Source organism: Bradyrhizobium sp. SPXBL-04 (genome assembly GCF_051853035.1).
Lineage (GTDB): Bacteria > Pseudomonadota > Alphaproteobacteria > Rhizobiales > Xanthobacteraceae > Bradyrhizobium > Bradyrhizobium zhanjiangense.
Genome location: NZ_CP182472.1, coordinates 2,750,972 through 2,771,675, shown reverse-complemented (window position 1 = coordinate 2,771,675; position 20,704 = coordinate 2,750,972). Strand labels below are relative to the sequence as shown.

16 protein-coding genes and 2 pseudogenes are annotated in these 20,704 nt (G+C 60.3%); 7 read left to right on the top strand and 11 right to left on the bottom strand.

Annotated elements, in window-relative coordinates; genetic code table 11:
* Window positions 1-5: 5 nt before the first annotated feature.
* Both ACNJX8_RS12880 and ACNJX8_RS12875 read right to left on the bottom strand, forming a co-directional pair.
* A complete protein-coding gene (locus ACNJX8_RS12880; protein ID WP_439360895.1) occupies window positions 6-1,205 on the bottom strand; it encodes a CaiB/BaiF CoA transferase family protein in 1,200 nt (399 codons plus the stop codon).
* 75 nt (window positions 1,206-1,280) lie between these two features.
* Complete coding sequence (locus tag ACNJX8_RS12875) at window positions 1,281-1,913, bottom strand: 2-hydroxychromene-2-carboxylate isomerase (RefSeq protein ID WP_249756945.1); 633 nt, start codon at window positions 1,911-1,913, stop codon at window positions 1,281-1,283.
* A 230-nt stretch (window positions 1,914-2,143) separates the two neighbouring features.
* On the opposite strand from ACNJX8_RS12875, the gene ACNJX8_RS12870 reads away from it, so the two are divergent.
* Window positions 2,144-2,656, top strand: coding sequence for a winged helix-turn-helix transcriptional regulator (locus ACNJX8_RS12870; protein ID WP_128939348.1), 513 nt, complete (start codon window positions 2,144-2,146; stop codon window positions 2,654-2,656).
* A 107-nt stretch (window positions 2,657-2,763) separates the two neighbouring features.
* Here ACNJX8_RS12870 and ACNJX8_RS12865 read toward each other — a convergent pair whose 3' ends face one another.
* From ACNJX8_RS12865 to ACNJX8_RS12855, 3 genes and pseudogenes are all read right to left on the bottom strand, one after another.
* Complete coding sequence (locus ACNJX8_RS12865) at window positions 2,764-4,566, bottom strand: AMP-binding protein (protein WP_439360894.1); 1,803 nt, start codon at window positions 4,564-4,566, stop codon at window positions 2,764-2,766.
* Window positions 4,567-4,693: 127 nt separating this feature from the next.
* Entirely contained in the window at window positions 4,694-5,893 is a 1,200-nt protein-coding gene (locus ACNJX8_RS12860) for an ABC transporter substrate-binding protein (RefSeq protein WP_439360893.1), read from the bottom strand.
* A gap of 502 nt (window positions 5,894-6,395) precedes the next feature.
* A pseudogene (locus ACNJX8_RS12855) lies at window positions 6,396-6,738 on the bottom strand (hypothetical protein).
* A gap of 291 nt (window positions 6,739-7,029) precedes the next feature.
* Between ACNJX8_RS12855 and ACNJX8_RS12850 the strand changes: the two are divergent.
* Complete coding sequence (locus ACNJX8_RS12850) at window positions 7,030-7,497, top strand: MarR family winged helix-turn-helix transcriptional regulator (protein ID WP_439360892.1); 468 nt, start codon at window positions 7,030-7,032, stop codon at window positions 7,495-7,497.
* A 437-nt stretch (window positions 7,498-7,934) separates the two neighbouring features.
* Entirely contained in the window at window positions 7,935-8,720 is a 786-nt protein-coding gene (locus ACNJX8_RS12845; RefSeq protein WP_439360891.1) for a Crp/Fnr family transcriptional regulator, read from the top strand.
* Window positions 8,721-9,010: 290 nt separating this feature from the next.
* Here the strand turns inward: ACNJX8_RS12845 and ACNJX8_RS12840 are convergent, their stop codons facing one another.
* Both ACNJX8_RS12840 and ACNJX8_RS12835 read right to left on the bottom strand, forming a co-directional pair.
* A complete protein-coding gene (locus ACNJX8_RS12840; RefSeq protein ID WP_439360890.1) occupies window positions 9,011-9,502 on the bottom strand; it encodes a phasin family protein in 492 nt (163 codons plus the stop codon).
* Window positions 9,503-10,198: 696 nt separating this feature from the next.
* Window positions 10,199-10,522: pseudogene (locus tag ACNJX8_RS12835) on the bottom strand (hypothetical protein); the annotation flags it as partial.
* Window positions 10,523-10,777: 255 nt separating this feature from the next.
* Here ACNJX8_RS12835 and ACNJX8_RS12830 point away from each other — a divergent pair.
* Complete coding sequence (locus tag ACNJX8_RS12830; RefSeq protein ID WP_439360889.1) at window positions 10,778-11,149, top strand: hypothetical protein; 372 nt, start codon at window positions 10,778-10,780, stop codon at window positions 11,147-11,149.
* A gap of 192 nt (window positions 11,150-11,341) precedes the next feature.
* On the opposite strand, the gene ACNJX8_RS12825 is transcribed toward ACNJX8_RS12830, so the two are convergent.
* Entirely contained in the window at window positions 11,342-12,040 is a 699-nt protein-coding gene (locus ACNJX8_RS12825; protein WP_249756951.1) for a response regulator transcription factor, read from the bottom strand.
* A gap of 1,069 nt (window positions 12,041-13,109) precedes the next feature.
* On the opposite strand from ACNJX8_RS12825, the gene ACNJX8_RS12820 reads away from it, so the two are divergent.
* Window positions 13,110-13,451, top strand: coding sequence for an H-NS histone family protein (locus ACNJX8_RS12820; protein ID WP_439360887.1), 342 nt, complete (start codon window positions 13,110-13,112; stop codon window positions 13,449-13,451).
* A gap of 274 nt (window positions 13,452-13,725) precedes the next feature.
* Here ACNJX8_RS12820 and ACNJX8_RS12815 read toward each other — a convergent pair whose 3' ends face one another.
* The 3 genes from ACNJX8_RS12815 to ACNJX8_RS12805 form a co-directional block, all read right to left on the bottom strand.
* Complete coding sequence (locus tag ACNJX8_RS12815) at window positions 13,726-14,253, bottom strand: transglutaminase-like cysteine peptidase (protein WP_439360886.1); 528 nt, start codon at window positions 14,251-14,253, stop codon at window positions 13,726-13,728.
* 731 nt (window positions 14,254-14,984) lie between these two features.
* Window positions 14,985-15,356, bottom strand: coding sequence for a hypothetical protein (locus tag ACNJX8_RS12810; protein ID WP_439360885.1), 372 nt, complete (start codon window positions 15,354-15,356; stop codon window positions 14,985-14,987).
* Between the two features lie 151 nt (window positions 15,357-15,507).
* On the bottom strand, window positions 15,508-16,395 hold the full coding sequence (locus ACNJX8_RS12805; protein WP_439360884.1) for an efflux RND transporter periplasmic adaptor subunit: 888 nt from the start codon (window positions 16,393-16,395) through the stop codon (window positions 15,508-15,510).
* 315 nt (window positions 16,396-16,710) lie between these two features.
* On the opposite strand from ACNJX8_RS12805, the gene ACNJX8_RS12800 reads away from it, so the two are divergent.
* Together ACNJX8_RS12800 and ACNJX8_RS12795 are read left to right on the top strand one after the other, a co-directional pair.
* Entirely contained in the window at window positions 16,711-18,534 is a 1,824-nt protein-coding gene (locus tag ACNJX8_RS12800) for an efflux RND transporter periplasmic adaptor subunit (RefSeq protein WP_439360883.1), read from the top strand.
* 10 nt (window positions 18,535-18,544) lie between these two features.
* Window positions 18,545-20,698, top strand: a complete 2,154-nt coding sequence (locus ACNJX8_RS12795; RefSeq protein ID WP_439360882.1) for a peptidase M50 — start codon at window positions 18,545-18,547, stop codon at window positions 20,696-20,698.
* The last annotated feature ends 6 nt before the right edge of the window (window positions 20,699-20,704 follow it).

Sequence of the window (20,704 nt, the reverse complement as noted above, 5' to 3'; positions counted from 1 at the left end):
CTGCCTTACACGGCCACGCGCAGGGCGCGCTCGGCGATCATCTTGTCGATGGCGCCGTCGTCGTATCCGAGATCGCGCAGCACCTCGCGCGAATGCTCGCCGACCCGGGGGGCCGGCCCGCCGATCGCGGCCTGGTTGATCTCGAAGCGGGCTGCCGGCTTCGGCTGCCGGACACGGCCGACCTTCGGCTGATCGAGTTCGGCGATGATGCCGCGCGCCACCACCTGTTCATTGTGAATGATCTCACTCCGGCGCAGGATTGGCGCGCAGGGCACGTCCGCGGCGTCGAGACGCTCCAGCCACTCGGCTGTCGTATGCTGGCTGATGTATTCCGCCATCTTGTTGATCCGCGCTGTGGCATTGACCGAGCGCGCCGCCGGGGTCGCGAACCGAGGATCCTTGACAAGCTCGGGATCGCCGGAGGCGCGGCAAAAGCCCTGCCATTCGGAGTCGGAGATGGTGCCGGCGGTGATGTAGCCGTCGCTGGTCTTGAACACCAGGTCCGGCCGATCATTCGGATCGACAGTGGCGGCCTCGGCGCCGACCACCGTGTACTGCATCATGCCTTCAGGCCAGAGGTAGGAGATCATCGCATCCAGCATTGCCACCTGGATGTGGTCGCCCTGCCCCGTCTTCTCACGCGCATAAAGCGCCGCCGCCACCGCCTGAGCGGTGAACACCGCGGTGGTCTTGTCACATACGATGGTGCGGATCATCTGCGGACGGTTCGTGACCGGCTGCGACTGGATATCGGCGAAGCCGGACAATCCCTGAACGATCGGATCATAGACGCGCTTCTTTACATACGGGCCGGTTTCGCCGACCCCGCTGATGGAGACGTAGATCAGGCGCGGATGGCGCTGGCGCAATTCGTCGACGCCGAGGCCGAGACGTTCCATGGTGCCTGGCCGAAAATTCTGCACCAGGACATCGGCCTGCGCGACCAGCCGGGTGAGCACCTCGCGCCCCAACACACTTTTGACGTCGATCGACAGCGAGCGCTTGCCGCGGTTTGAAGAGATGAATAGCGCGGAGAACTCGCCCTCCTTGTCGATAGTGGCGCGGCTGCGGCGGGTAATGTCGCCGCCGATCGGCTCGATCTTCAGCACGTCGGCGCCCTGATCCGCCAGAAACATGGTCGCGAACGGGCCCGACACCACGCCGGTCAAATCGAGCACTCGAACGCCATGAAGTGGGCCGGGCATGGGCATTCTCCCTGAATTTACGTTTGCTTTGGGTCCGAGAGCGGCTTCGCCACTCAGCCCGGACAGTCGGCGTCGTCAGGCCGTCTTGGGAACAGGTTGCCTGGTCTGCTCGACGATCGATTCCTCGACGTCACGGATCTGATCCTTGCCGAAGAACATTTCCTTTCCGACGAAAAAGGTCGGAGAGCCGAATGCTCCCCGGTTGACGGCGTCGTTGGTCAGATCAATCAGCCTCTTCTTGACGTCATCCTGCTGCGCACGCGCCAACAGCCGATCGACATCGATACCCGAGGAGACAAACGCGCGACGGAAGATTTCGAGGTCGTCCATTTTCTTCGGCTCTTCCCACATATGATGATAGGCGGCGCGGAAATAGGGCTCGAACATGCCCTCGAACTGGGCGGCGACAGCACCGCGCATCAGCATCAGCGTGTTGACCGGAAAGAAGGGATTTTGGCGAAATTTCGTGATGTTGTGACGTCGGATAAACCGCTGGGTCTCCAGCGCCTGATATTCCGGCTTGTTCTTGATGCCGCGAAGCGAATCGAACGGCGACATGTTGCCGGTCGCCTTGTAGATGCCGCCAAGCAGAACCGGGATGTACGCGAATTTCACGCCGGTCCGCTGCTCAATGCCGGGGATGGCCACTTCCGCCAGGTAAGCGTTCGGGCTACCGAAATCGAACTGGAATTCAACCTTCAGGGTCATCTCGGCTTCTCCGGGAGAGCGAATGGCGGTCACTGGCGCTCCGATCGCCAGCGCGACTTTCGGCAACCATACAGTTCTAAAATAGAACTGTCAAATGCACCTACAATCCGCTGATTCGGCCTACCAGGAGGGGTATTGTTTGGAATCAAGTACCTATCTAGAATGCAAGAATTCGTGCCGGCCTCCGTGACGATTGGAGACAGCCTATGCTGGACGATTGGAGTGGGTGAATGAAGTGGAAAGAACTCGAGGAAGAGCCATGTTCGATGGCCCGAACCATCGGCGTGATCGGCGATCGCTGGACTCTTCTGATCCTGCGTGAATGCTTCCTGCGCACGCGCCGCTTCGAGGGATTTCAGTCGGCGCTCGGAATCACACGACACTTGCTCGCCGAACGGCTGAAAAAGCTGGTTCGGCAGGGCATCCTGCGCCGTATTCCCTACCAGGAATCCCCGAAGCGCCACGAATATATCCTGACCCAGAAGGGGCTCGACCTCTATCCGATCATGATGGCGATCGTGCATTGGGGCGATACCCACATGGTCGACGAGCGCGGCCGACCGTTGCTGCACCAGCACCGCAAGTGCGGAAAGGACTTCGATCCGGTCATGGTGTGCTCTGAATGCGGCGAGCCGCTGTCAGCCAAGGAGGTTCATACTCACCCTGGACCAGGTGCCCGCGGCACCCCGGCGACGGCGGCGCCGGAGATCCGGAAGACAAAGACGCGCTCACGCGCCGCTTGAGATGGCTGCCCAGGGAATGCTGCTCGAGGGACCGCGGATCGGATAGCAACACGAGGAAGCGCATGCGGGCGCCGTCAGGCCGACACGCGATGTCGCTCAACTCGCCCTTACACTCGGACCACATCGCGGCCCGGTTCGTTGGTGTAGAGACGCTCAACCTGTTCGGAGCGAACTTTCAGCACTGCGCGTTGGTTGACGTAGGCCTTGTCCGTGATCTCTCCGGCAGCCATTGATGGCGGATCCTTCAGCAGAGAGAAGGAACAAACTCTTTCGCTGCTTCCGACGGTCTCGTTATATTCCTGAAAACGATCTCTAAGAAATTGAATCACAAAGGGATCGCAGGTCAGATCTGCGGCTGGACTCTTTGAAACTCGCGCTGCCTCGGTCGGGTTCAACCAGCAGAGCAGCGCGCACGCCTCGCGATTTTCGCCCGCAACGACGATGTCGAGCAAGACGCCGCGCGTCGCGGCCAGGATTGCCGCGCGCATGCCTCCGATCGAGACCCAGGTGCCATTCGCAAGCTTGAAGTTCTCGGAAATTCTTCCCGTAAAGCGCAGCCCAAGCTCCGGCTTCCCTGGATCCAGAAACGAGACAGTGTCGCCGATGCGGTAGAATCCTTCCTCATCGAAGGCCCTTTCCGTCAAATCCGGCCTTTCGAGATAGCCGGGCGTGACGTTAGGGCCCTTGACCCTGGCCTCGTAGGTATCGGAGACCGGGATGAGCTTGAGCTGCAGCCCCGGCGCGGGAAGACCGATCTCCCCGGGCTGATCCGTTGCCCAATGCGTCGAGCTGATTGTCGGCGCCGTTTCGGTCGTGCCATAGCCCGACATGACAGGAATTCGTCGGCCGGTGGCCGCGAATGTCAATCGATAGAGTTTTTCCAGAGTGCCCTGTGAAATTGCGGCGCCGGCATAACTCAATCGGTCCATCCGCTTGAACACGGTGGCGCCAAGGTCGAGGTCGTTGTCGATCGCATCACATAAGAGGTTATAGCCGGCAGGCACGTTGAACATGGCGGTTGGTGAAATCTCCCTGAGATTGGCGACCGTCTTGTGAAAGAGCTCCGGCAGCGGCCGGCCATCATCGATATAGAGCGTCCCGCCATTCTTCAGGATGCCATGAAGGATGACATTGCTACCCATCGTATGGTGCCAGGGCAGCCATTCGACCTGCACCGGCACGGCCGGAGGTGACACGAGCAGGCTGCCCATTTGCAGGGAGCTTGCCATCATGCGATGGGTGTTGAGCACCCCTTTGGGGAAGCCGGTCGAACCGGACGTGAAGAGAATCTTTGCGACGGCGTCGCAAGGCACCTCACGTGATGCGCGCTCGAATCCCTCGCTCCCGGTTCGAGCCGCCAGAGCCTGAAAAGGCACCGTATCCGGCGCGCCATCGACGCTGATCCAGGTCGCGGCCGCCAATTCGGGAATGACGCGGCCGGCGGAAAAGTCGCGTCCGCTTTGAACGAACACGAAGCTCGGGCGCAGCACTTCCGCGATGTCCTTGAGACGTGCGAGGCCCCCCGGCATCAGCGTGTAGTTTGGCGATATCGGCGCCAGAACGACCCCGATCGACATCGCCGCAAACGAGATTACGGCGTTCTCGATGGAGTTTCCGGAAAGGACCGCAAGCTTGTCGGCAGGCTTAGCGCCCATATCGATCAAGCTTTGGCCGACCGCCTGAACCTGCGACCATGCCTCACCATAGGTGATCTCGTCCCACCCTCCCTTCGCATTGCGTTGCGCAAGGAAAACCCGATCCGGAACGGCATTGGCCCAGCGCGGCAGACAATCGGTGATGCGCCAGTCGCACGGCGTCCATTCAAGTGGCGAGCTCAAGATAAGCGTGCCGTCGGTTCGACGCTCGATGGAAACCTCGCGTGGTGCAAACGTCAGTGCCGTCGTCGACATCGAAATGATCTCCCGAATTGCTGAAAGGGCGACCGCAGGCGATGCAGTCTCTTGCCCAGCGGCCTGCCGGCGCAGAGCAAGCTCGGACGCAACTGATGTCGCGTCCGTCACTCTGGCTGGGGCGAAATCATTCGGACCTGGCGTCCAACACCTCGCCGAACCCTTCCCAGGTCGATCCGGTCCATCGCTGCAAACGCATCTGCGTCCAGATCATGTTCTCGGATTCGCTGGTGTTCACCTTGATTCCGGGCAGCGCGGTCGGGACGACGAAATCCCTGAGGTTCTTGGCCTGCGCCAGAATGTTCTTGCGGGACAGGTCATTGCCGCATTGCTTCAGGATCTGCTCGAGCAGGATGCCTTGCTGATAGCCGGTCAGGTAGCTGCCGTTGGTGATATCGACGCCGGACAAGTACTTGTCGAGAAACACCCGATAGGCCCGCATGGCGGGATCGTCTTTCCATGTCGGATCCACGACGTCCTTGTTGATCGTCCCGACGATCACACCGACTGATTTGTCGAGGCCAGCCGGCGCGAGCGTGCCTCCGACCGAACCGGACGGAAAGTTGATGATCACGGTCGCTTTCCAGCCGATCACAGAAGCTTGCCGGATCGCCTGCGCTGCGAATTTCGGCGTTCCCGCGATCATCAGGGCGTCGGCACCGGAGCTTTTCAGGGTTGTGATCTGCGAATCGACGGTTGGCTCCGTGACCTCATAGGACGCGCTGACGACCTTTCGGTCGTAGTCCTTGCCGAGAAAGCTCTTGAAGGCATTGACGTAATCTTTGCCGAGATCGTCGTTCTGATAGAGGATCGCGTATTTGGCGTTCGGCAGTGTCCTGGTCAGATATTTGGCGTAGATTTTTCCTTCGGTGTCGTAGCTGACAAGGCCTGTCGTGGTCAGCGGATGATTGGCGACGTCGGTGAACTTGGACGAGCCGCTGATGATTGCGATGCTGGGCACCGCTTTCGCCCTCAGGTATTTTGCTGTGGCTGAAAGGCCGGGCGTGCCGAGCTGGCCGAACATGAACGCCACTTCATCGCTCTCGACGAGCTTGCGGACGTGCTCCACCGCTTTCGGAGGACTGTAGGCGTCATCATAGGCGATGTAGTTGATCTTGCGGCCATTGATGCCGCCTCGGTCATTCACCGATTGAATGTAGGCGATGAGGCCCTTGCCCACGAGACCGATCGATGACGCAGGTCCGCTGAACGGAAACACCCCGCCAATCTTGATCTCGGTCGCGGTAACTCCCGGCTCATCGGCTGCGAACGCTGGGCTGCTCAAAAGCAAAGCCAGAGCCGCAAGACTCTTCCATTGCGCCAACATGACCCGTCCTCCCTGATGCGCACCCATCCGGGCACGTCATTGTGTTTTGCGGCATCACCCGACCGCCCGCCGGCACTGGCAAGCGAATTGCGCGCCGCGCCGTCCAAGCGTGGTTGGCCAGCGCGGCGGGCCCTGCGGCCGTTCAGCTCGGGCCGTCTTGCCGCAAAATCTACAGTTCTTTTTTTGAACTCGTCAAGCGGTTTTGATGATCATCGCTTTGGGGCGGAGCGCGCATGCTGCGTTCGGTGAGATGTGCCAATCTCCGCGCAAAATAGACTAGCTACTCCCTGTAAGCGAAGCGCCTTCAATCGGAATGCCGCGCGGGGAAGCCGAGCGCCCCGTCGCCTTGATCGTCAGTTCTATTATTGTACTTATTTGGGCGCGCTTGCGATCTTGCCGCGCGACTCTATCGGGCCCCTCGCGTCTGACAACGCCAGGTATCGCGGGGCGCAGTCATGGGAGAGCGAACAATCACGCTCCTGCTGAAGCCAGCTCTCCCATGTCAGATCATCGTGCCCCGCATGAAGCAGCGGACCCGCGGATGACCGTCGATATAGTATTTCCAGACCATGGTCCGCCCAGTCTTGTTTGGCCGTGTGACCACGGCGCCGTCCGGCACCATCACCCATTCGCCATCGATGCGCACACGGTAGTGGCCGTGGTCGGATTCCCAATCGATATCGGCGACAAAATATCCATCAGCGTCCGAGCAACATGATCCGAAATCGCTGGACAGGCTCTCGAACCATTCACTTCAGCGGTGAATTGGCGTAGCGGCCATCGTCACGCGCCGGCGCAGACGTCGCCTGCATGATGAGGGCCAGTGACCACACGATGCGCTTCATGGCGGGTAGCCCTGGTTTCTAGCCGTGTACACATCGACCTATCGCAAGACGACGTCGTAAATGACCAACGGTTCCTGCGCCACCCGTGATCAAGACTGGAGATTCCATGTCTTCCTCCTCCGGCCGCGCCCGGCGCGCCGAGCGAACGCGCTGAGAGTCCGATCGTCAAAATAGGGGCATATCAACCTGCAGGAAGCGTCAGCGCGCAACGCTCTCTCGCGCGCTGCGGTCCTGCAACTAGCGACAACAAATAGGAGCCGTGTGATATGTTGGACGCTGAGAGGGGTATTGATGCCGAGAGCAGCAGCAAAAGCATCCAATCTGGTCGATGACCCGGCGCGCTGTAACTGCAATCAAGTCCGCCGCGCAGCCAGACGTCTCTGCCGGTACTATGACCTCGCGCTAACCTCAAGCGGGCTCAAATCGACGCAATACAGTTTGTTGGGTTATCTCGTAACGTCAGGGCCGATGACCATGGCCCAGCTCGCCAGGCTGATGTCCATGGATCGTGCGACCACGGGGCATAACCTGAGGCCACTCGTGCGTGACGGCTTCGTCGAGATTTCAGTCGGCAAGAATGACCGACGGGAGCGTATCGTTACGATCACAAGGCAGGGTCACAAGACGCATGGGCGAGCTCTGGCTGCATGGCGGCGCGCGCAGACAGCCTTTGAAGAGGCCATGGGCGAACAGGAAGCCGCCGATCTGCGCGATTTGATGAAGCGGATCGTTGACCTCCCTCTCCCTCGCGCTGAGTAGATCATACGATTCAATTCGGCGCTCTCGTCATTGCACCAATGTTGGTCCGGGTCACAACATTCTTGAGGGAATTAGTTCGACCCCGAATAATCTCAGAGCGCGCTTGCAGTCCGCACCTTGCGCGTCACTGATCGCGGCCGACGTACTTGTTCGGAGAGTGGTCGCTGGCACAACCCTCTTTCGGCTCCCGCGTAGGCTTGGTGAGCACAAGGTTGATGCGATCAATGCCGCGGTGGCCCTGCCGGACGCCACTGGAGCCGCGACAGGATCTCGGCCGCAGGGGGCGGCTGTCCGGCCAGCGCATGCATGCCCATCCATCACTGGAACCATATCTGAGGTGGCCGGTTGGCTTGCTGTTGAGCTGTCACTCTGCAGAGCAGCTCGGCACGACCGGCACGAGTCCCAGCGCCGGTTATCCGTCGGGGGTGAATCCCGTGATGGACCACGCGACCAGAGTTGGTAATCGTTTGTTAGCAGCGTTGCCGCCGGCGGATTTTGCTTTGCTTGCACCTCATTTGCGGAAAGTCGCGCTCGAGCGCGACGCCGTACTGGTCCGATCAGGCGACCGGATCGAACACCTTCACTTCCCCTGCGGCGGCGCGATCGCCTTTATCGTGGACTTGCCGAACGGGCAGACGGCCGCCACGGGGGTGATCGGTCATGAGGGTGCCGTCGGTCTGACGTCGGCGCTTGGCGCATCCCGCTCACCCGTGACGGCGGTCGTCCGCGTCCCAGGGTCAGTGCTGCAGATTCCGGCGGCGCAATTTATGCCGGCTCTGCGTCGCAGCCCTGCGATCACATCCATGGTGCAGATTTTCGCGAGATCGCTGTTGACGCAATTCCAGCACGTCGCGGCTTGCAATGCCCTCCACTCCGTCGAGGCCCGGATGGCGCGCTGGCTGCTTCACATTCACGACCGAGCGGATGGCGGCAATCTCCTCCCTTTGACGCAAGAGACCATGTCGGAGTTACTGGGGGTCCGCCGCACCACCGTCACGCACGTCGTGAGCGCGTTGCGCGCGTCAAGAGCGTTGAAATCGAACCGGCGCGGTCAGCTCGAGATTGATCGGCCGCGGCTCGAAGCCGTGGCTTGCGAGTGCTACAAGGTGATGAGCCGCAGGATCGATCGGATCGTTTCGCAGGGCGCAGCCGAGGTTCTTCACGCCACACCGGCGCGAGCCTGCCAGCCGACCGGTAACCGACTATCCAAGGCAGGCTCATAGACCCAGGCCTCCCTCGCGAACCACTCGTGTGTGGCCGCGCAGATCCGGCAATAGGTGCGCGAGAAGAATACTGCGCTGCAACGGAATCTTTCGCGATCGGTCTCGATCCCCGTCGAAATGGCGCTCCCCGTTTCCGGGCACTTAATCATTACGATACCCATCTTGATTTCCTGCAATCTATTGCCGGCTCTGAGCACGCTCGCCCGCCATCGGCTGGATCGCGCCTCTCCTTGTCGGGGAGAGGCTTGTCCAGCCGATCCGCGCGGCCTGTAGCCTCGATTCAGACGGTCTTATGCGACGGTCCTTTGCAATACCCGGTTGAAGCCAGTCTTGATGGGCTCGGTCGTATCGATCGCGACTTTCTGCGCGAGCGCCCAAAGCTCCCGGTTCTGTACGGAAGCGGCTTCGAAAGCCTCGCGGCTTTGGGCGGTCGAAAGATGTACGATATCCAGCAGCGATCTGGTCTCAGCGAGCCGGGAAAAAAATTCCAGGGTGGCACTGGTATTGTTTTTGGAGATCTCGATCACCCTGGCGCCGTAGTCGATGGTTCCCTTGACGTTCATAGAACAGGCTTCACGGAGAACGTCGCTGATCTCCTCGGAAGTGGATTTCATGCTCTCAATATTTTTCCTGGCCTGCGCGGCGCCCTGCTCGGCAAAGCCGCGGAAGAGTTCCTGAAAATTTAAAAGCGGCAACTCGAACCTTAGCTTGGCTCCGTTCGCGTTCTCAGTCACCGGATCGGCATGCGCTTCGACTTTCACATTGGCATCATTCACGAGCATTCATCCTTTCAAGCGAAACTAGGTGATGGATTGAAGACCCCCAACGGCTCCCGGCACGTGCTGCGCCGGAAGACCAGTGCCCTGTTCTCGGCGTGGTGGGGATGCGGCTGCGGATGAACCGCTCCCCCACCGAGGCCAACTATGATCGATTAAGGTCGAACCATCCGTTCGCTTTCGGACACTCGTTGCAAGAATTCGACGGATTGCGATCAGGCGGCGCAGGGATGAAATTTAAATCTGCCAGGTTGCAACGACCGCCTGCTTGCCTTCTGAGCTCGCTCGCTTTCCCAGGTCAGCCCGGTTGCGCAGGTTGCGCTGACGGCGCTCTGCCCGATCTACCCGGCCTCTGAGACTCTCAAGTTCTGCGAGTTCGGAGGCAAGCGCTTCGAGACGCTGGCGAAGAACGGCAGCAGGGTCGTCCGCTTGAGCGCGGATAGGCATGGCAGGTCTCCTGCTCGATAGACCAAGCTGCATGCACTAATGCTCAGGTCCCGTTGCAGTCGAAACTCGAGTGGCGGGTCGCTCGCAATCGGGATTGCGTCTCCGCGCCTCGTCATCTTCATCTGCACAATCGACGCCGCCAGCTGCGATCGGGCTTTCGGAACTCCCACCGGTCGCGAACGGCCCTTTACCAGCGGCTCCCCCTCCACCGGATCCGCCACCGCCGGAGGTCCCTCCGGCACTTGATGACGCACCACGGCGACCGCCAGATGCTCCGCCACCTCCGGGTGCCCCACCACCACCGCCACCGCCTGATGCTCCACCTCCACCACCTCCAGGTGACCCGCTACCAGAAGCTCTCGACCCTGCTCCGGACGGACGATCGTCGTCGAAGAATGACCGGCCCCCGTCGTCATCTCGGGTTACACCGGTCTTTCCGCCCGAACGTGCGATCGCGGTCGAGGTCAGGGAGGTCGACAGAAGCAGCGTCATGACGGGGGGTGTTACGGCAGCGAATCTTCCGCAGGTTTTGAGGAATGCCCGCCGATCATCGTCTTCAGTGCAGTCACGGGACACAATGCGCTCTCCTCGAGTTAAATATTTATTTCCTCCTATTATATATTAAATATGAATTCAACCAAGACTTTTGTTTGAAAATGGGCAACTGTTAAGCGTGGGTCGAGCCGGCAGCTCTCGCCATTTTCCGCAGCCTCTTGAACTTGCGGCTCTCCGCGGCGGCGGCCGTCGAATTTCGGGCTTGCAAATTGAGGATTTAATGTATTTATTTCTAATTTGTATTAATCGAGCGACCACCAAGACACCGCAGGATTTGCCATGCCACTGCAGTTTCATCGATCCCTTGAGCGCATGGAGATATGGAGCGCGAGCTGCGATGGCTTCTCGTTCGTGATCAGCTTCGAAAGCCCCACGGGTCCGGGCTTTCACGGACGTTCCGGCTACCTGGCGAGTTGGCGACCGCTCTACCAGAACAATGGCGCGATCAAGATCAGCGGCTCACCCTTCCGAACGCTGGCCGAGGCCGAGGGGGCCTGCCGCAACATGGCTGAGCATCTTGGCTGCGACAACCGACCTCCCCCACTTAACGTAATGAACGACGCATCTCGGACAGGATGCCCGAAAACAATCGACGATTGTTCGCAGGTCTCTGAGGGAGCCGCCGGCTTCGGCATCAAACTCCCTCTTTAGTGCTGCTGGGGCCGGCAGGCCGCGGGTAAAATCGTCCTGTCCTGCTTGCGTGCACCGGCCCCGTTGCACCCCCGCGACAGCAAAGGCCTACACCGATGGTGCAGCGAGGTTAACGGCAACAATATCCAATCAAGTGCGATTTGCAGCTAACGCGAACGTTCCGGAAGGACACCGTTGCACTTGGCGTCCTCGTCATCTCGAACCACCGGATCCGGCTGGAGCAGCGGAGGGGGCGAACTCACGCGGAGCTGCATGCTGCTCGTTTTGCGAAATCGCCAATGCCGCGAGAACTGTACGATTGCTGATATCCAGCTTCTGGAAGATGTGGTGAAGGTGGACCTTGATCGTACCGTCGGCAATGTTCAGGCGGCGCCCAATCTCCTTGTTCGACAACCCCTCCGATACGAGCCTCATGATCTGCCGCTCCCGGTCGGTCAGTTGTGTCAGGGACTTCTCCTCACCTGCGCGAGGCGCCTCACTGATCTCCCCCCCAGGGCCCGTCGACCCCGACGCAAGTCCTTGGTTCTGTGCAACTTTCCGCAGAGTCGCGACCAGCATCTCCGGCTTGGCATACTTCGTGAGAACGACGCACGCGCCGTCCGCGGCCAGCCTTTGCAACTCGCGATCGCCGGCCTTACCGGCGAAGAAAATGACCCGGGCTCCTCGTCCAGCGGTGTTTGCCAGAGCAAGAAGATCCGGTCGGCTGACGTCGGGCATTGCGTTATCGACCAGCACAATGTCCGGCACGAGGAGTCGGATCGCCTCGATGCAGCTCGCAGCATCGTCGCAGGAGGCCACGATCGCAAAATCGTGCTGCGTCGCAAGGACGCTGCTGATGCCCTGCAAAACGATCGGGTGCCGATCCGCGATGACGACTCTGATGCGGCGCATGCTTCCCTTGCCTATCGCTAACAACTTCGCATGCAGCCGTTTAATCCACCATTCCCTCTATAGAGACGCGCAGGAGGCATAACCAATCCGTTCTGCCAAAACGTCGCAGTGCCAACTTCGCCAGCCACGTATCGGCAACGCTTGATGGCCGCATCAACGTAACTCGCTTAGAGAATGCGTGCAGTACCGTAAGAATGCGGGTCTCCTCAAGGAAATCCGAAACCGCATATTCATCGACTAAACCGCGATTTCTACTGCAATTATGGGTTGTAATTACATGAAAATCCTCCCACAGAATGTATTGATGCAGTAATTTGGCCGCTTCGTCAGTGTTGGTTAACATCATCTAACTCGTCACCGGCCACTTATTACGAACGATATATAGGGACATTCAGGATTCAAATCTAACATTCAACAAAGTTTCACCGGAGCGAGGCAATCTGAAAAGACTCGGCTCCTCAGGGAGCCCAGAAAGAGGAGGCACAAAAAAGTAATACTATTCATTAAGATAATGCGAGGACTGGTCATCAAGCGCGACAACGGCTGGAATCATTCCGATCTCAGTCGTGTGCCAGCCGCGAGGCTCAAATGAGGGGCACGAATTTATTTCCAACCATTGATCAGGGATCTCGAACGATAACTGTACTGCTTCAGTAGTAGCACCGATGAAAACCTTGTCAGCAAAGTTGGGGCGGCTTTTCGTCAACCCACAACTTCCAATCTGCAGTCACGGGCTCATCGCTGGTCATGAGTAGGTGGTCACATGTATTCTTCGGCTATTTTGCGTCAAACGCATGAGGCGCTAATCGTTCAATTCACCGAATTGCAGAATTTACGTAGTCGCGTGTTGATGGCCGAGCAGCGCTTGCTTGGTCCAATGCGAAGGGTCCGTCGGCGGAGAGCGGCCGAGAGGCGGCCGGTCGGTCGGAGGCACGGACCCGGCCGGTAGCGTCAAGAAGAACCGCGTTGCACACTGGGCTGCGCGCGAGCCGATCGTGCTTGCCCGACCCGGGTTCGACCTGATAAGTCCCCCTCCTATTTCAAATCGGAAGTAGTGGGGACGGCTTCCATGGAGAAGGACGACTGGGCATCCGCGACCACGGCCGAGCTGTGGCGGCTTTACGATGAGGTGACGACTGTTCTTAGTCGGAGAATGATCGCGGAAAAAGCCAAGCTCGAAGAACGGCTTCGCAGGATTGAGGGAACTGCCGGGGCCCCGAACGCGGAGCGTGTGCGCCGTCCCTACCCCCCAGTGCTGCCAAAGTACCGGAACCCGAAGGACCCATCCGAAACCTGGTCCGGTCGCGGTAAGCAGCCTCGATGGCTGAAAGCGCAGCTTCGAGCCGGCAAGAAGCTGACCGATCTACTCATCAACCGCCCATCCGGACAAAGCCGCCGCCGGACCGGCTGAGCACCACGGCCGTATCCCAACTCCGCGCGCCGCGACGATGCCCTTTTGCCGCGGTCCGCTTCCTCCGCGATTGGGGCCGTCCTTGCCGCCAGGCCGCGGCGGCGACCCATTGACCGCAATGCCAAACTGCACCGGACCGGCAACGACGGCCATGGTGGGCCGACTCGCGGATCTCGCCGCTGCCGGTCCACTGATGAGCAGTAAGCCCGATCCACGGGAGCGCGGCACCAAGGGAAAGGAAATGGCGATCCGCATCGCGCTCGCCCGGTAACGATTACGCCCCTTTCCCGTCGATCGTCGCCCACAGCTGATGACTGCTCGGCATTTGTACGCGAAGCCAACGATAGGGGACTCGCGACCAGAGCTTGATCTCTGGGGCGAGATTGTCGAGCACGAGATCGCCGCTCCGGGTGCGGACGAGCAGCACCAAATGATGTTCTCCGGAGCTGACGATGACCTCGCTCAGCAGCAAGGCCCGCGCCGGCCAGCCACGCCGAAGCAGTTCGTGACGTTTGCTTACAGCGTAGTCGTTGCAGTCCCCGCGATCGGGATTGACGCTCCACGCCTCCCCCGCCAAGCCGAGGTCGTTGGGCAGCGGCACAATGGCCAGATTGACCGCGCGGTTGACCTCCAAGAGATCCGCCCACCGCTCCTCGGTCAGCCGGACCGGTCCGCCCCGGAAGCCTCGCCGCGAGCGGCATTCGGCCTCATAGCGCAGGCAGAACATCGTGTACGTCAAAGGCGGGAGCGTGGGCCGTCCGAGTTCGATGCGCCCTAGTGGTGCTTGAGAAGTCATGGGCATCGTCAGGCGTCCTGCGCCCGCCCATGGAGTACCTCCGGCCATCATGGCGACCGCTACAACCAAGACGGAGCCGGAGACTCGATACACCTGCCGATCCCCTTGCGAACACCACTGAGGCTCGGATCCAGCCGCAGCGAGGCCACGGCCAGAACCGCGCGATTAATTGCCCTATTTAAATGTATTAAATTTTATCTAATTATCAACCAAAATAACGACGAGATTAAATAATCCAGCTTCGGACGAAAAAAGCTGGGCCTGCCAGTGGACAAACAGGTTCAAATGCACGTCGGCTGCTTCTTTCCGAGAGCGCTGCTGCCCTTCGGTTATGCCGTCTGTCAGCGACGGTGGCGTTCGTGTCGCGAGCGTCGCGCTGTTATCGCACGGACGGCGCCGAAGGGGCTCCTCCGGCTGGGCTCCAACTTCGTCCCCTCATAGTTCAGGCACACTCGTAGCGGTGACTTTGCGCGCCAAGCGAATGGTCGCGATGAGCAGACATATTTTTTGCAACAAGCAAACGCCGCACTCGGTCCGCGGTTATGCGCCGGATTTTGTGTGCAGGGCGGGGACGCGAAATCGCCAGCACCATTGCTTCTCGCGCAGGACACCACCTGACAGAGCCTGCGATGGATCCTTGGAATCGGGGGTCGATCCGAACGGGACGTTCAAGTCCAGCTATGCCGAATGTTGGTCGCGTTGTTCGTCAAGCTAGCCGATTTGAACCCACTGACCGATCATGACGGCTGCACCTTTTCAATCGCCTCCGGCAATCTACCGGCGGTCTCTTGATCAGCGGGTAGTGCGCTCGCGACAGCCGCAGGGCGTGCGCGACTGATCTCCCAAGGCCACAAATCGACTGGCTCGCCCGTTCCCGAAATAGAAATTTTTGCGCGTAGGGCGGGGGCGAGCCGCTCCAGAATGAGGTGCCGCTCCAAACGAATCTCGCGTTCGAGGGCGTCCGAATAGATCGGGAGCGCGTGGATTGTCTCGCGAGGGATTCTGCACGACACGTGCCCAATTGGGGTCGCTGCCCCGACCACGATGGCCTTGCCATCCCACTCGACCTCGCCGACGAACTCGATGTCTCCGATATAACTCAGCGTCATATTAAATTCCAGATTTAATAATTCCCGCCATCGATTTACACTATTAAATAAAACAATTAATACAAGCGAAATTTTTCTTCAGAGACTAAATGAACCGCACTTCGGCACCACAGAATCAACCGATTCAGGCTCTCGCGATGATCGACCCACTCTATTTTTGAAAGGATGATGGCGCGTCACCAGCCATCACGGCCGGATTGTCACCCTCCAACACGAATTCGACTTTGCAGCGAACTCCCCCAGGCAGCGCCAAACGCGGGTTCGGCAAGGCCAGACGCACCCCGAACGTTCCGCTGGCAGCGTCGAGGACGCGGTCGACAACGGTGACAGAGGCAATATAGACGCCCCCGATGGGCAGCTCCGGTCGCACCTTGGCTCTGCTGTCGGCACGGATTTGACCAAAATATGCGGTGGGCACGAATACTTCGACCCTCAGCGGATCAATCTGTGCGAGGGTGAGGACTGGGCTCTGGTCATTTCGATATTCCCCCGGAACGAGAAGCCGCTCGACCACCACGCCGTCGATCGGGCTACGCAGCGCGCGTTGATTCAGAACCTCTTCGGCGTGCGCGACTTCCAAGCGAGCAAGCTCCTTGTTGAGTTGCGCCTCCTTGAGCTGCTGTTCGGCAACCTGCACCTCCGCTTCGGCTTCCTGGAGTGAAGCGAGTGGGCTGACGGACCTTGTATGAAGCTCTTGCAGACGCTCGTGTTTTTGACGTAGGAACTGCGCGCGGGCTTCGGCTGACCTCACGGGGGCATCATTGGTCGCGCGGGCCCGTGCGAGCGCCAGCGTTGCGGCCTCGACTCCATCTTCGATCTTGCCAATGATTTGGCCCTGCCGAACGATGTCGCCGCGATCAACATCGAGGCGCGCGATCATGCCGACTGCCGGGCTCGCCAGCTTGACGGTTTGTTGCGGCTCGATCACGCAATTGAATTCTCGGTCCCCCGCCGAGATTTCTGGGGTCTCTGCCCTTGCACCGGAACTGGCAAGCAAGATCCCCGCCGGCAGGGACAAGCACAACAGGCCGTAGTTCATCCGCTGAGCTCTGCGGACAATTCCCTCAATTGAACGCATCATGCGAGTTCCCACCGAATTCCGCTTCCGCCTTCAGGCTTATTGCATATAATATTAATTGGAATTAATAAACTTAAAATGGTATAAATGGAAAAATAATATAACCAATGGATTGGCGCAAGATGGCGGCCCCCCTCCGACAGCACCACCAAGTCATTGGTCGGTGCTTTTTCTGGACAGCACATGTCTGAGCCCGACTTGACAGCAGGCGGGGGTCCCGCCCCACAATTGCGGAGGGTCCCCGCAGACACGGCGACGTCGCCGCACTGGCAAGGATTGCTGAACGCAGGAAACGAAGCGACATTTGTTTCGGCCTGGTTGGCGCTGCAATGCAGCCGTATTGCCGGCGTGTTAGCGGGCCTGTTGCTCATGCGGCGGGTTGATTCCACTGCGCCGTCATTATCAGTAACGTGGCCGCCTCGGGATGTGGACACCAGCGATCTCAAACGCCTGGCCGAAACCGCCTACGCAGAGCGCCGCTTGGTCGTTGCTCCCGGTCGCGTCGGTCCTGATTCCAGGCCGGCGCAACCTGTGGCCCTGATAGTCGCCCTGCCGCTGGGCACTGCGAACGAGCCGATTGCGGCTGTGGCCATCGCATTGACGACGACGGCCGCCAAGCCCCTAGTCACCCCGGCCGTCGTCGCTGAGCAATTGCGCTGGGGCGCGGGCTGGCTCGAGGCATTGCCCTGGGCCAGGCACACTAAGGATCTCTCGTCTGACGTAACGCGAGCCGCATCGTGCCTCGACCTCCTCGTCACAGTGAACGCGCAGCCGCGGTTGAGCGGTATGGCAATCGCGGTGGTCAATGAGCTGGCAACCCGACTGCGGTGCGAGCGCGCATCGCTGGGCATTATCGGTCGGAATGGCACAATCCGCCTGCGCGCGGTTTCGTTCTCGGCCAGCTTCAAACGCGAGAGCCGCCTCGTCAATGCGATCGAGAACGCAATGGAAGAGGCGATCGAGCAGCGTGGCTGCGTCGCTTATCCGCCATTGCCGAGGATGGGACGTGTCGTGACCATCGCCCATCGGGCACTGACGGAGGAAGCAAAAGCGTCCGGCTCGTCGACGATGTCAGCTGTACTGGTCGGCCCCCATGGAGAACCGACCGGCGCTCTCACCTTCGAACGTCACCGCGCCGAGCCCTTTACGGACGACGCGCTGAAGTTGGTGGAAGGGATCGCGGCGCTGCTGGGACCTCAGATTGGATTGCAGCTGCGGGCGAACCGGCTCTTGGGCGGACGTGTGGTTGACGGTATCGGTGACGGATGCGCGGCACTGTTCGGCGCACGGCGGCCGACCCTCAAGCTCTGCGTCGGCGGTGTCATGGTGCTTGCGCTGACCCTGGTCTTTGCGAAAGGCGAGCACCGCGTCACCGCGAAATCGGTGCTTGAGGCCGAAGTGCAGCGCGCAGCTGTGGCTCCGTTCGACGGATTTGTTCGAGCGGCCCCGGCACGGGCTGGCGACACGGTGCGGCAGGGCGACCTTCTCGCCCAGCTTGAGGACCGGGATTTCGTGCTCGATCGGTTGAAGTGGCGAGCCGAACTCGACAAGCTGCTTCAGCGCGATCGCGAGGCGCTCGCCAAGCACAATCGCAACGGCCTCGTGGTGCTGGAACCGCAGATCCGGCAGGCGGAGGCGCAGTTGGCACTCGCCGAAGAGAAGCTCGCCCGCACCCGGATCCTCGCTCCATTCGACGGTGTCGTCGTCTCCGGCGACCTGAGCCAGATGCTCGGCTCCCCCGTGGAGAAGGGAAAGACGCTGTTCGAGGTGGCGCCACTCAATTCCTATCGCTTGATCGTTCAGGTCGACGAACGTGACGTTCGCTTCGTGGCGGTCGGGCAAAGCGGCACCGTCGCGCTCGCAGGCAGGCCCGGCGAACCGGTGCCAATGACCCTGAGCAAGATCACGCCGGTTACGCTCGCCGAGGAAGGACGCAATGCTTTTCGGATCGAGGCCCGCCTCTCGGAAGCGGGCCTTGCATTGCGTCCCGGGATGGAAGGCGTTGCAAAGATCAATTCCGGACGACGCTCGCTTGCGTGGATCTGGATGCATCCTGTCATCGATTGGCTGCGCCTCGCCGCGTGGAAGTACCTGCCGTGAGAGGGGCGATATGACCACAGCCCCGTTTCTAAGCTCTTCCTGGTATCGCGTCGCGCAACGCAGGCCGAAGCTTCGCGACCACACCTCCGTCTACCGACATCGGTATCGGGGCTGCATTTGGTACGTCGTGCAGGATCACGCGACCGGCCGCATGCACCGCTTGTCGCCTGCCGGCTACATGATCGTGGCCGCGATGGACGGCGTGCGAACGGTTGACCAGATCTGGCATGAGGTCGGATCCGCTCTTGCAGAGGAGGCGCCGAGCCAGACCGACGCCATCCAATTGTTGGCCGAACTCAGCGCTTTCGACCTGTTACAAACCGAAGTGACTCCGGATGCAAGCGCGCTGGTCGCGCGTGCGGCGAAAGCCAAACGATCCAGGTGGCTCGGCAACGTGCTCTACCCCCTGGCCCTGCGGATTCCGCTTTGGCATCCGATCAGGTTTTTCGAGCGTACGCGGCCGCTTGCCGAATGGTTATTCGGTTTGCCGGGTGCCGTGCTGTGGCTACTGGTGGTGTTGCCGGCGCCTCTACTCGCGGCACAACACTGGCAGGAACTAACAGCCGACGCCTCCGACCGAATCTTAGCCGCCGACAACCTTCTGTCGCTCGCGCTGGTGTATCTCCTGCTCAAGACGTTGCATGAATTTGGACATGGATTTGCGGTCACGGCGTTCGGGGGAACAGTACCCGAATTCGGAATCATGATCCTAGTGTTCGCCCCGTTGCCCTATGTCGACGCTTCTGCCGCATCGGCATTCCGCAGCAAGTGGAGGCGCGCTCTTGTCGGCGCGGCCGGAATGATTGTCGAAGTGTTCTTCGCTGCGCTCGCGCTCTACGTATGGCTTACCGTAGAGGCTGGACTTGTCCGCGCGCTCGCATTCGACGCGCTGGCCGTGGCCGGTGTCTCGACCCTGGTATACAACGGCAATCCACTCCTGCGATATGACGGCTACTACATTCTCGCGGATCTGCTGGAAATCCCGAACCTGGCGCTGCGTGCTACCCGGTACTGGACCTACCTTGTCAATCGCTACGCGTTTCGCGCGGATGGATCGAAGGATTTCGTAGCCACGACTGGCGAACGAATCTGGTTCGTTCTTTACGCACCGGCTGCTTTCCTTTACCGCCAGGTCGTGATGCTCGCGATCGCCGTGTTCGTCGCCTCGCAGTATCTCGCCCTCGGCGTCTCGATCGCGGTCTGGAGCCTGCTGACAGGTGTTGCGCTTCCGATCGGCAAGGCACTGTGGTTCGTGCTCGCGAGCCCGAGCCTTCACCGCAATCGCGCCCGCGTCGTGACGGCGACCTTCGGCACGATCCTGACCACCGGGTTGATGCTTTTCCTAATTCCGATCCCTTCTTACACCACGACGGAAGGCGTCGTCTGGTTGCCGGAGAATGCAATCGTGCGCGCGAGAACCGACGGCTTCGCGCGCGCACTTCTGGTCCAACCAGGCATGAACGTCACAGCCGGAGAAGCGCTGGTCGAAAGCGAGGAATCAACACTCCAGGCCGAACTCTCAATTCTCCGCGCACGCGTCGCCGAACTCGAGACGAGGCTTGCCACCGAGCGCTTTACCGACCGCGCGAGCGCGGAGATCACCACAATGGAATTGGGGCAGGCACGCGCCGAGCTCGCGACCGCGACCGATCGCGCCGCGCGCCTCATCGTGCACAGCCGCAGCGATGGCACCTTTGCCGTTATGAAACCACAGGATCTGCCTGGACGCTTCCTGCGCGAAGGGCAACAGATCGGCTACGTACTTACTCCCGGTTCACGCATCGTTCGCGCACCAATCCGTCAGGACGACATCGACCTCGTTCGCCATCGGCTGCAGAGCGCCGAAGTTAAACTCGCAGAGCGCCCTGACGAGACGTTGCCCGTTGAGTCCATTCGCGAAATACCGGCAGGCCGTGACGTCCTCCCCAGCAGGGCTTTGGGCGGCGCCGGCGGCGGCGCTTTCTCCGTCGATCCTGGCGATCCCGAAGGCGTAAAGACGCTGCAACGCGTCTTCCAAATTGATCTTGTGCTGCCCGAAAATGCACCGGCAGCCACCGCGTTCGGCGGTCACGCTTACATCCGCTTCAACTTCAACTGGGAGCCGCCGGGCCAGCAGATCTGGCGCCGTCTACGACAATTATTGCTGTCTCAGCTGCAGGTCTGAGGGCAT

Excerpts from the sequence above, each read along its gene's own strand:
- ACNJX8_RS12880 (WP_439360895.1), bottom strand. The coding sequence starts at position 1,205 with ATGCCCGGCCCACTTCATGGCGTTCGAGTGCTCGATTTGACCGGCGTG.
- ACNJX8_RS12875 (WP_249756945.1), bottom strand. The coding sequence starts at position 1,913 with ATGACCCTGAAGGTTGAATTCCAGTTCGATTTCGGTAGCCCGAACGCT.
- ACNJX8_RS12870 (WP_128939348.1), top strand. The coding sequence starts at position 2,144 with ATGAAGTGGAAAGAACTCGAGGAAGAGCCATGTTCGATGGCCCGAACC.
- ACNJX8_RS12865 (WP_439360894.1), bottom strand. The coding sequence starts at position 4,566 with ATGTCGACGACGGCACTGACGTTTGCACCACGCGAGGTTTCCATCGAG.
- ACNJX8_RS12860 (WP_439360893.1), bottom strand. The coding sequence starts at position 5,893 with ATGTTGGCGCAATGGAAGAGTCTTGCGGCTCTGGCTTTGCTTTTGAGC.
- ACNJX8_RS12850 (WP_439360892.1), top strand. The coding sequence starts at position 7,030 with ATGCCGAGAGCAGCAGCAAAAGCATCCAATCTGGTCGATGACCCGGCG.
- ACNJX8_RS12845 (WP_439360891.1), top strand. The coding sequence starts at position 7,935 with ATGGACCACGCGACCAGAGTTGGTAATCGTTTGTTAGCAGCGTTGCCG.
- ACNJX8_RS12840 (WP_439360890.1), bottom strand. The coding sequence starts at position 9,502 with ATGCTCGTGAATGATGCCAATGTGAAAGTCGAAGCGCATGCCGATCCG.
- ACNJX8_RS12830 (WP_439360889.1), top strand. The coding sequence starts at position 10,778 with ATGCCACTGCAGTTTCATCGATCCCTTGAGCGCATGGAGATATGGAGC.
- ACNJX8_RS12825 (WP_249756951.1), bottom strand. The coding sequence starts at position 12,040 with ATGCGCCGCATCAGAGTCGTCATCGCGGATCGGCACCCGATCGTTTTG.
- ACNJX8_RS12820 (WP_439360887.1), top strand. The coding sequence starts at position 13,110 with ATGGAGAAGGACGACTGGGCATCCGCGACCACGGCCGAGCTGTGGCGG.
- ACNJX8_RS12815 (WP_439360886.1), bottom strand. The coding sequence starts at position 14,253 with ATGCCCATGACTTCTCAAGCACCACTAGGGCGCATCGAACTCGGACGG.
- ACNJX8_RS12810 (WP_439360885.1), bottom strand. The coding sequence starts at position 15,356 with ATGACGCTGAGTTATATCGGAGACATCGAGTTCGTCGGCGAGGTCGAG.
- ACNJX8_RS12805 (WP_439360884.1), bottom strand. The coding sequence starts at position 16,395 with ATGAACTACGGCCTGTTGTGCTTGTCCCTGCCGGCGGGGATCTTGCTT.
- ACNJX8_RS12795 (WP_439360882.1), top strand. The coding sequence starts at position 18,545 with ATGACCACAGCCCCGTTTCTAAGCTCTTCCTGGTATCGCGTCGCGCAA.